Raw genomic sequence first — 7,873 nt, 5'->3', positions numbered from 1 at the left:
CGAGCCGCTCCTGAAGGGCATTCCCTTCAAGGACGGCACTCCGGTGATTGAAAGCACACCGGCTCCTCAAGCGCTGGCCGCCTGATCATGCCGCCTGACCCGCGTACACCACTCTTGACGATTGCTCGTTCAGCGGCTCATGAAACTGCACGGCATCAAGGCGCGCACCAAGCGGCGCTTCAAAGCCACGACCGACAGCAGGCACAATCTGCCGGTCGCACCGAACCTGCTGCAACGTGACTTTTCGCTGGTGAAACCCGATCAGGTCTGGACGACAGACATTACCTATCTCTGGACCGACGAGGGCCGGCTGTACCCGACGCTCATCCTGGACGTGTTCAGTCGTCAGGTCGTGGGATGGTCTCTCAAGCCGCACATGCGCACGGAGCTGGTTTCTGACGCGTTGCGAATGGCGTGGTTCCGGCGTCGGCCGGAGGCCGGACTGATCGTGCATAGCGACCGTGGGAGCCAGTATTGCAGCGCCGAGTTCCAGGATCTGCTCAAGAGTTACGGCATGCGCAGTTCGATGAGCCGCCGGGCAAACTGCCGGGACAACGCGCCGACCGAGAGCCTGTGGGGATCGCTGAAGCGGGCGCGCATTCACGGTCATCGCTTTGCGACGCGTCGCGAAGCGATGGACGAGGTGATCGACTGATTGAGCTTCTACAATCATGGGCGTCTGCACTCGACGTTGAACTACATCAGTCCGATGCAGTTTGAACAAAACTGGCACGCCGCCCAGCGAAAGCAGGCGGCATAATAAACGCTCGGTTAACGGATACGAAATTCGCGGGAAACGGCAGTATCGAATGAAGGGTGGTATTTCGCCGCTCTGTACCTGACCTTGATGAACAAGGACGCGCCCCAGCGCCGCTACGAGCTGCGCGAGATGTTCAACGCATTGCGCTGGATTGTGCCCGCGGGCGCACCGTGGCGTTTGTTGTCCAATGATTTTCCGCCGTGGGAGACGGTCTACCAGCAGATGCAACGGTGGATTCAGGCTGGCTGTTTCGAGGCCATAGTCAATGATCTGCGTCCACATCGTTGCGTTACCTCGGTGATCAGGCGGCATTGCCGCTGTTTGTCAACGTAGTTGTCGCGTCGCTTCACGCGCACTGCTTTAATTCGGCTCGGGGCGTACGCTCCGGATTGAGCCAGACCTCGGCCTTCAATTCCCAATTGCGAGTCGAGCGAGACCAACGGCGCGGGTTGCTTGCTTTGGCCTGCGCGTAAGACGGCATCGCGTTGCGCCAACACGGCGGTGTCGACGCCGTTGTGAGCCTGCGCCAGCGTGACGAATTTCAGGCCGCTGTGCTTGCGCTCATGGTTGTACTAACGCACGAACTGTTGCGTCCAAGCACGCGCAGCGTCGAGGCTCGCGAATGCTTTGCGCGGGTAGTCGGGCCGGTACTTGTACGTACGGAATAGCGCCTCAGCGTAGGGGTTGTCGTTGCCCACGCGCGGTCGGCTGAACGAAGCCACCACTCCGAGGTTTTCCAGCGTCGCGAGCATCGTCGTGTCCTTCATCGCGCTGCCGTTGTCCGAATGCTGCACCAGCGGTTGTCCCGCCAAGCCCTCGGCCAAGCTCGTACGCCGCATGAGCAACGCGGCAAGCTCAGCCGATTCCGCCTCCTGCACTTCGTGCCCGACGATCTTGCGGCTGAACACGTCCAGCACCATGTACCAGTAGTACTTGCCCTTGATCGCCGCCGGCGTCCAGGTAATGTCCCACGACCACCGCTGATTCGGCGCCGTCGCACAATGGCTGGTGACCATATGCCGAGAAGGTTGGCGCGCGCGACCACGGCGCTATTGGCCACCTCCAGAATCTGCCGCCGCTCGGCCTCGCTTAGCTTGTTACGCGGCTATGGTCGATTGGCTGTACTGCGGCCATCGGCGCGTGCGGCGTCGCCGTCACCAACCCAGCGCTGGAACGTGCGCGCACTCCGACCGAGCTCTTCGCACACCTTGTGCAGGCGGCAACCCGAGCCCACCTTTTGGGGGCGGCATTTGAGCCGTTTATTCCGATGTTCACGGCGTCGCCCAACGGCAGTAGACGGCCGCACGGTGGATGACGACCTGCGGCATTGAGTGGCACCCTGTATGTCCTGCACACAGACATTCCATGGAAGACTTGCCGCATGAACTCGGTTTCGGGAGCGGAATGATCTGCTGACGACGGCTACGAGACTGGCAAGCCGCAGGCGTGTGCGAGAAACTGGATCGGCGATGCTTCGCCGGTTGCGCAAGGACGACCAGATAGACTGGGAGCGGGTCATCGTCGACGGGGCCAGTGTGCCCAGCCCTATGGAGGCCACGAACCCGGTCCCAATCCGGCCGCCCGGAGAAGGCTCGGTTCGAAACGGCACATCGTCGTAGACGCGCGCGGCACTCCACTGCCCGTCACGGTCACGAGTGCCAACCGGCACGATTCGATGGCATTCGAGCCCACGCTCGATGCCATTCCGGCAATCTGCGACCTGGTTGGCCAGCGCCGCAAGTGCTCGAGCAAACTGCATGCGGGCAAGGGATACGACTTTGCTCGTTGTCGGCGTTACCTGAGGCAGCGTGGCACCACGGCTCGTATCGCCCGCCGAAGCAAGGAGCGGCTCGGGCGGCATCGCTGGGTGGTCGAACGTACGCATGCCTGGTTTGCCGGTTTCGGCAATCTGCGCATTCGTTTCGAACGTCGTCTCGGCACTCATCTCGCTTTGCTCTCCATGGCTGCCGCGGTTATCTGCTCGCGCTTCGTTGATAACTTGTGTTGGCCGCTCTAAGGGGCGTACAGCCCTGACGGGCCGCCTGTGATAACAGTCAGAACAGGATGTCAGTCGTGTCTCGAGCGGCAGGCTGTGTCGCCCATCATCAATGGATAGTTCTCCATAAACAAGTAAATCGCGAGATTGTTTATGTCAAATCAGGTGACCAAGAATCTCCTGCGCGTCATGACAGCCTGCTGTAGGAGCGGCGAAGATGAGAAGACTGTTTGGAGAACATCATCGGCTCCACCTAGATTAAGGACGTGTAGCGTCAGATCGACGTACCCGGATCAAGCACTACAGCTCAGTCGCTCCAGAGGGACGGTGGCTGGCGGCTGAATCGTTATTTGACAGTATCTGACGATTCATAATAGGCCTTGACGATCAACAAGGAAAATGACGAAAAGTTGGTGGGTCAACCATACGTTGACATTGTGTCTTTATTGCATGCGGATTGAATATTCTGAGTAACAGAAGGCAAGTCTGTTACTCTCAACGCTAAGCAAGCCTATGCATTTCCGTTTCGGTAGTTGCCTTTCTGAAAAGTAATCTCCTGTATGCGCGTAAAATTAATGCAACTATCACGGTACGCGAAATCGAGGCGCGGTCAGGGACGCGGTGCACGCCCGGTCAGGCCACCAGTGCGGATGGGCGGTGGTTTGTGAAGAAATTTGACAATGGTTGACGATTTTTTTCCGCTCCAAGCGGTTACGCCAAACGCATGTATGACTGCGTGCCCCCTCAATCGGACGGGGCACTCGGGGGCGGAATGATGACCGTATCGCCCGGCCATGTACCGGCACATCGAAAGGACAGATGTTGTGCGTCTGGACCTGACATGTCCAGTACCTGAAGACGGCAGGTCCGCCGCTGATCCGGCGGCTAACGAATGGACGGAAAGGACGCCAACAGAACCGCGAAAACAGAGTAACAAATAGAAATTTTATTCGTAAAAAACAGAGAAGATATATGCCAATGGGGAAAAGAAAGGTCGGATACGCGCGCGTATCCACGGGAGAACAACATCTTGACCTACAATTACAGGCACTCAAGGCATATGGTTGTGACGTCACCTATTCTGATCACGGCGAGTCGGGGGCGCGCTTTGATCGTCCCGGACTACAGGACGCACTTGAGGCTGTCCTACACGGTAGCACGCTGGTTGTTTGGCGACTGGACAGGCTAGGCCGCTCATTGCGGCACTTGGCAACGATCATCAGCGATCTCGAAATGCGCAATGTTCGTGTCGTATCGCTGACCGAGTACATCGATACGGGCTCGACCAGCGGACGCTTCACGTTTCATATGCTTGCCGCGCTGGCGGAGTTCGAGCAAGGACTCATCAGCGAGCGTACCCGAGCGGGGATCGCGGCCGCGCGAGCAAGGGGAAGCCACATCGGTCGTCCATCGGCATTGGACGACGAGAAGTGCGAGCAAGCGCTGTCATTATTGAAGGAGTATCCGTCGAGGGTCGTTGCGCAGACGCTGAACGTGCATCGGCGCACGCTGCAGCGACATTTGAGAAAGAGAGGACTGTAAGTCATTCGTGCGCAGCGGCAATCACGTGCTGATGAGCGACGTCGTATGCGTGCCGACACGCCAGTTCGGGGTCCCCGTGATTTCCATGCCGTTTACCGGGTTAGTAGCGTCAAGGCCCGACCCACGGACAGATCCAGTCGGGGACAGGGACAGCGGGCGACAGCAGCACGCTCGCGATCTAGGCTTCGTCCATTGACAATACCGGCGGTCTCGTCAGCAACCTCGGCACCGGAAATACGTCCGTACAGGGCGGCAGCCAGACCATCAACAGTGGCGGCGTCATCACCGGTAACGGCAATGTCGCCGTCAGTACGTCATTGCTTTCCAACACGCAGGGCGGCCAGATAAGCGGCGCGGACATCTCGGTGCAGTCGGACACCGTGGATAACAGCGGCGGCAGGATTGGCACCTTCGCTGGTTCGGGCGGCGACGTCGCGATCACGGCAACCGGCACGGTCACGGACACGAACGGCCAGATCGGGGCGACCCACGACCTCACGGTGAAGGCGGCGGCGCTCACAGGCGGTGGCGCATACAGCGCGGCGCACGACGTCGCGGTGACCGTACAGGGCGATTTTGCGTTGACCTCCGGTGTCCAGTTCAGCGCCGGCCACGACCTGACCTTCACGCTGCCCGGCACGCTCACCAATGCCGCAACGCTTGAGGCCGCCCACGACCTCAACGTCAACGCGTCGGACATCCAGAACAGTGGCGCGATGATGGCGGGCGGCACGCTCACGACGCATTCGGCCACGCTGGAGAATACCGGGGCCCTGGTCGGCGGCAGCGTTTCGCTCAATGCCACCCGGCGGTTGTCGAACACGGGGCCGGCGGCGCTCATTGGTGCGACGGACAGCAACGGCCTGCTTGAACTGCTCTCACCTGACATCGAGAACGTCGACAACGTCACGTCCACCGACACGCAGGCGACCACCGCGATCTACGGGCTGGGCAGGGTCGTGCTGGCCGGTGGGAAGAACGCGGACGGCAGTTACAGCAACGCGAACCTGATCCGGAACGTGTCCGCGCTGATCCAGTCGGCGGGCGACATGACGCTCGGCGCCAGCCAGGTCACGAACACCCGGCGCGTGATGACAACGACCGGCCTGAACCAGCCGGTCGATCCGTCGCTGCTGACGCAGCTAGGCATCAGCCTGTCCGGCTGTGAGGCCATCAATATCGCCGCGTGTTCCGCCGGTCATCCTTACGTCGGCTGGACCACTCCCGGCAACCCGGCGTTCCTGACCATGATTGGCGGTGTTTACACGGTGCCGCCCAACGGCGGGCAGTGGAACAGCGGCTACCAGTACACGACCTACACGGGCGTGGCGGTAGCGAACCTGATCGCCTCGATCAGCCCGCAGGCGCAGATCATCGCGGGCGGCAATCTCGACGCGTCGAAGGTAGGCCTGTTCCAGAACTACTGGAGCGCGGTCGCCGCGGCGGGCAACATTGCCGCGCCCGTCACGCTCGACCAGAACAGCTGGCGGGGCAGGCCGCGCCGGAAGTGCAGGTCACCTACTCCGGGTACTACCACTACACGAACTACGACCACCGCATCGGGGACTGGACGCTGCCGTTCGGCAACGCGCCGTTCTCAGGCTCCAATCCCGGCGGCTACCAGGCGGCCCCGGCCGATATCCGCACGTATGCGCTGCCCGCCTACGAATCGACCTTCGTTGCCGGCGGCACGCTCGCCGGCAACGGCGTGAGCATCAGCAACACAGTGGGCAACGCGGGCATTCCCTCCCTCAGGCTTGTACCCGGCCAGTCCGTGGGCGGCGTCAATGCCACGGTGAGCGGCAGCGCGGGCCAGGTCAATCCGGTCATCGCGCGTGCGACCGCCGTCAATGTCCTCAGGTAACCTGACGATCCCGCAGGGCGGTCTGTTCAGACGGGACACCGCACCGGGCGAGCCGTGCCTGATCGAGACGAACCCGGCCTTTACGAGCCGGACATCGTTCATTTCGAGCAACTACTACCTGCAGCAGCTCGGCCTGAATCCGCAGACGGCGGAGAAGCGTCTCGGCGACGTGATGTACGAGCAGCAGCTCGTGCGCAACCAGATCGCGTCGCTGACCGGCAAGGCGGTCCTTGGCCCCTATGCCGATACACAGTCGATGTACCAGGCGCTGCTCGCAGCGGGCGCGTCGCTCGCCCAGTCGCTTGACCTGCCACTCGGCATGGCGCTGTCTGCCGCGCAGGTCGCCGCGCTGACGACCAGCGTGGTCATCATGCAGACCGAGGTCGTGGACGGGCAGTCGGTACTCGTGCCGGTCGTCTATCTCGCACAGGCCAGCCAGCAGAACATGAACGGGCCGCTGATCGCTGCAACCGACATCGATCTGCAGAACGCGCAGACCTTCACGAACAGCGGCACGGTGCAGGCCGGCAATACGCTGTCGATCCAGGGACAGCAGATCGACAATGCGTTCGGCACACTGCAGAGCGGCAGCCTCATGTCGCTCGCGAGCGCCGGCAAGGTCGACCTGACCTCGGCGACCGTGAACGCCAGCAGCCTTGCCCTGAACGTGGGCGGCGACCTGCTGCTCAATACGGCGGCCAGTACGCTCAACCAGGTCAGTGCGACCGGCGCGACGCGGACCACTACCCCTACAGAACGACAATCCTGTCTGGGCACGCCGAGGTTGACCGGCGCATTCCAGCCGCGTGCGACAACCGCCACTACCACCGGATCAATGCAGATCCCCGCGTGAGGCCTGCAATCCGGGGGGAACGTCCGGAGACGGTTCGCCATCGGCAACGACAGCTCGCGCGTTTCACCGTTCTGTACTCGCTCGCGAGAACCTGGATCGAGCTGGGGCGTTACCCCGACGTCGCTCGTGCGTAATGCAATGTCTGACTGGGCAGCGCGGTTGTTTTTTTGTTGCATTTCGTTGTAAAGACTCTCTATACTTGAGCCACACGCATCAAAGCGTCTCGTGATGCTCATTATGATCCGCAGCATAGCGGAGCAGGGAATCCACCTCGAAATCGTCATGTGCCGTCTCGCGGCACGATTCGACGACTCATCCCGCTGAAGCCACTGCCACGACCGATTTCGTCGGTCGTTTTTCGTTCGTCCATACGCAGATTTCGCGCGTGTGGTGGCCGACTATTGCTTGCTCACTCGATAAATTTCAGGACGTTATGCGTCGTCAATCGATTTAATCTTTTTCACTTTTGCTTAAATGAAAGATCGATAAAGAAAAAGAGCAGTTTTTTAAACCGCAAGGAGAAACTGTGTATGACGTATCCCGACATTCTTCGGACGTTGCATAACCTGGTTGCAACGCCGGTCAGCGAGCAGGCTCCTCCGTTTCTCGGAGAGGCGAGGAGCGATGTGAAGGATGCAGTGGATTCGCTTTTGCCGAATCTTCTTGCGGCGATCATCCATCGGGGTCTGGCAACTCCCTCGGGCGCCGATGCGCTCACGGCCGTGCTCGACTCGCCGCGGCTCGACCGGTCGCTGGTGCGCACGAATCTGGACAATTTCTTTTCGGGCGGCGCGGTGACGGAATCCAACATGAAGGCCGGTTCGGCATTGCTCGCCGAGCTGTTCGGCGACCGTGTCC

Annotated in this window: 2 protein-coding genes and 5 pseudogenes; 6 read left to right on the top strand and 1 reads right to left on the bottom strand. The window is 60.8% G+C overall.

Annotation, left to right across the window (positions count from 1 at the left end; translation table 11 throughout):
* Window positions 1–127 precede the first annotated feature (127 nt).
* Window positions 128–760: pseudogene (locus PKKP23_RS32865) on the top strand (IS3 family transposase); the annotation flags it as partial.
* An 18-nt stretch (window positions 761–778) separates the two neighbouring features.
* A pseudogene (locus PKKP23_RS32860) lies at window positions 779–1,036 on the top strand (transposase); the annotation flags it as partial.
* Window positions 1,037–1,106: 70 nt separating this feature from the next.
* On the opposite strand, the pseudogene PKKP23_RS34750 reads toward PKKP23_RS32860, so the two are convergent.
* Window positions 1,107–1,988 (bottom strand): annotated as a pseudogene (locus tag PKKP23_RS34750) (transposase); the annotation flags it as partial.
* Window positions 1,989–2,027: 39 nt separating this feature from the next.
* Between PKKP23_RS34750 and PKKP23_RS32850 the strand changes: the two are divergent.
* The 4 genes and pseudogenes from PKKP23_RS32850 to PKKP23_RS32835 form a co-directional block, all read left to right on the top strand.
* Window positions 2,028–2,777, top strand: a pseudogene (locus PKKP23_RS32850) (IS5 family transposase).
* Window positions 2,778–3,728: 951 nt separating this feature from the next.
* Complete coding sequence (locus PKKP23_RS32845) at window positions 3,729–4,298, top strand: recombinase family protein (protein WP_126880014.1); 570 nt, start codon at window positions 3,729–3,731, stop codon at window positions 4,296–4,298.
* A 125-nt stretch (window positions 4,299–4,423) separates the two neighbouring features.
* Window positions 4,424–6,898 (top strand): annotated as a pseudogene (locus PKKP23_RS32840) (cell surface protein); the annotation flags it as partial.
* 647 nt (window positions 6,899–7,545) lie between these two features.
* On the top strand, window positions 7,546–7,873 hold a 328-nt coding region (locus PKKP23_RS32835), incomplete at its 3' end, for a DUF937 domain-containing protein (protein ID WP_126880013.1).

Source organism: Paraburkholderia kururiensis JCM 10599 = LMG 19447 (assembly GCF_003986935.1).
GTDB classification, from domain to species: Bacteria; Pseudomonadota; Gammaproteobacteria; order Burkholderiales; family Burkholderiaceae; genus Paraburkholderia; species Paraburkholderia kururiensis.
The sequence above is the reverse complement of the archived record's forward strand: the minus strand, read 5'-3'. Positions and strand labels throughout refer to the sequence as shown.

What these genes read in the sequence shown, in the direction of transcription:
- PKKP23_RS32845 (WP_126880014.1), top strand. Translation starts at nt 3,729, where the DNA reads ATGCCAATGGGGAAAAGAAAGGTCGGATACGCGCGCGTATCCACGGGA.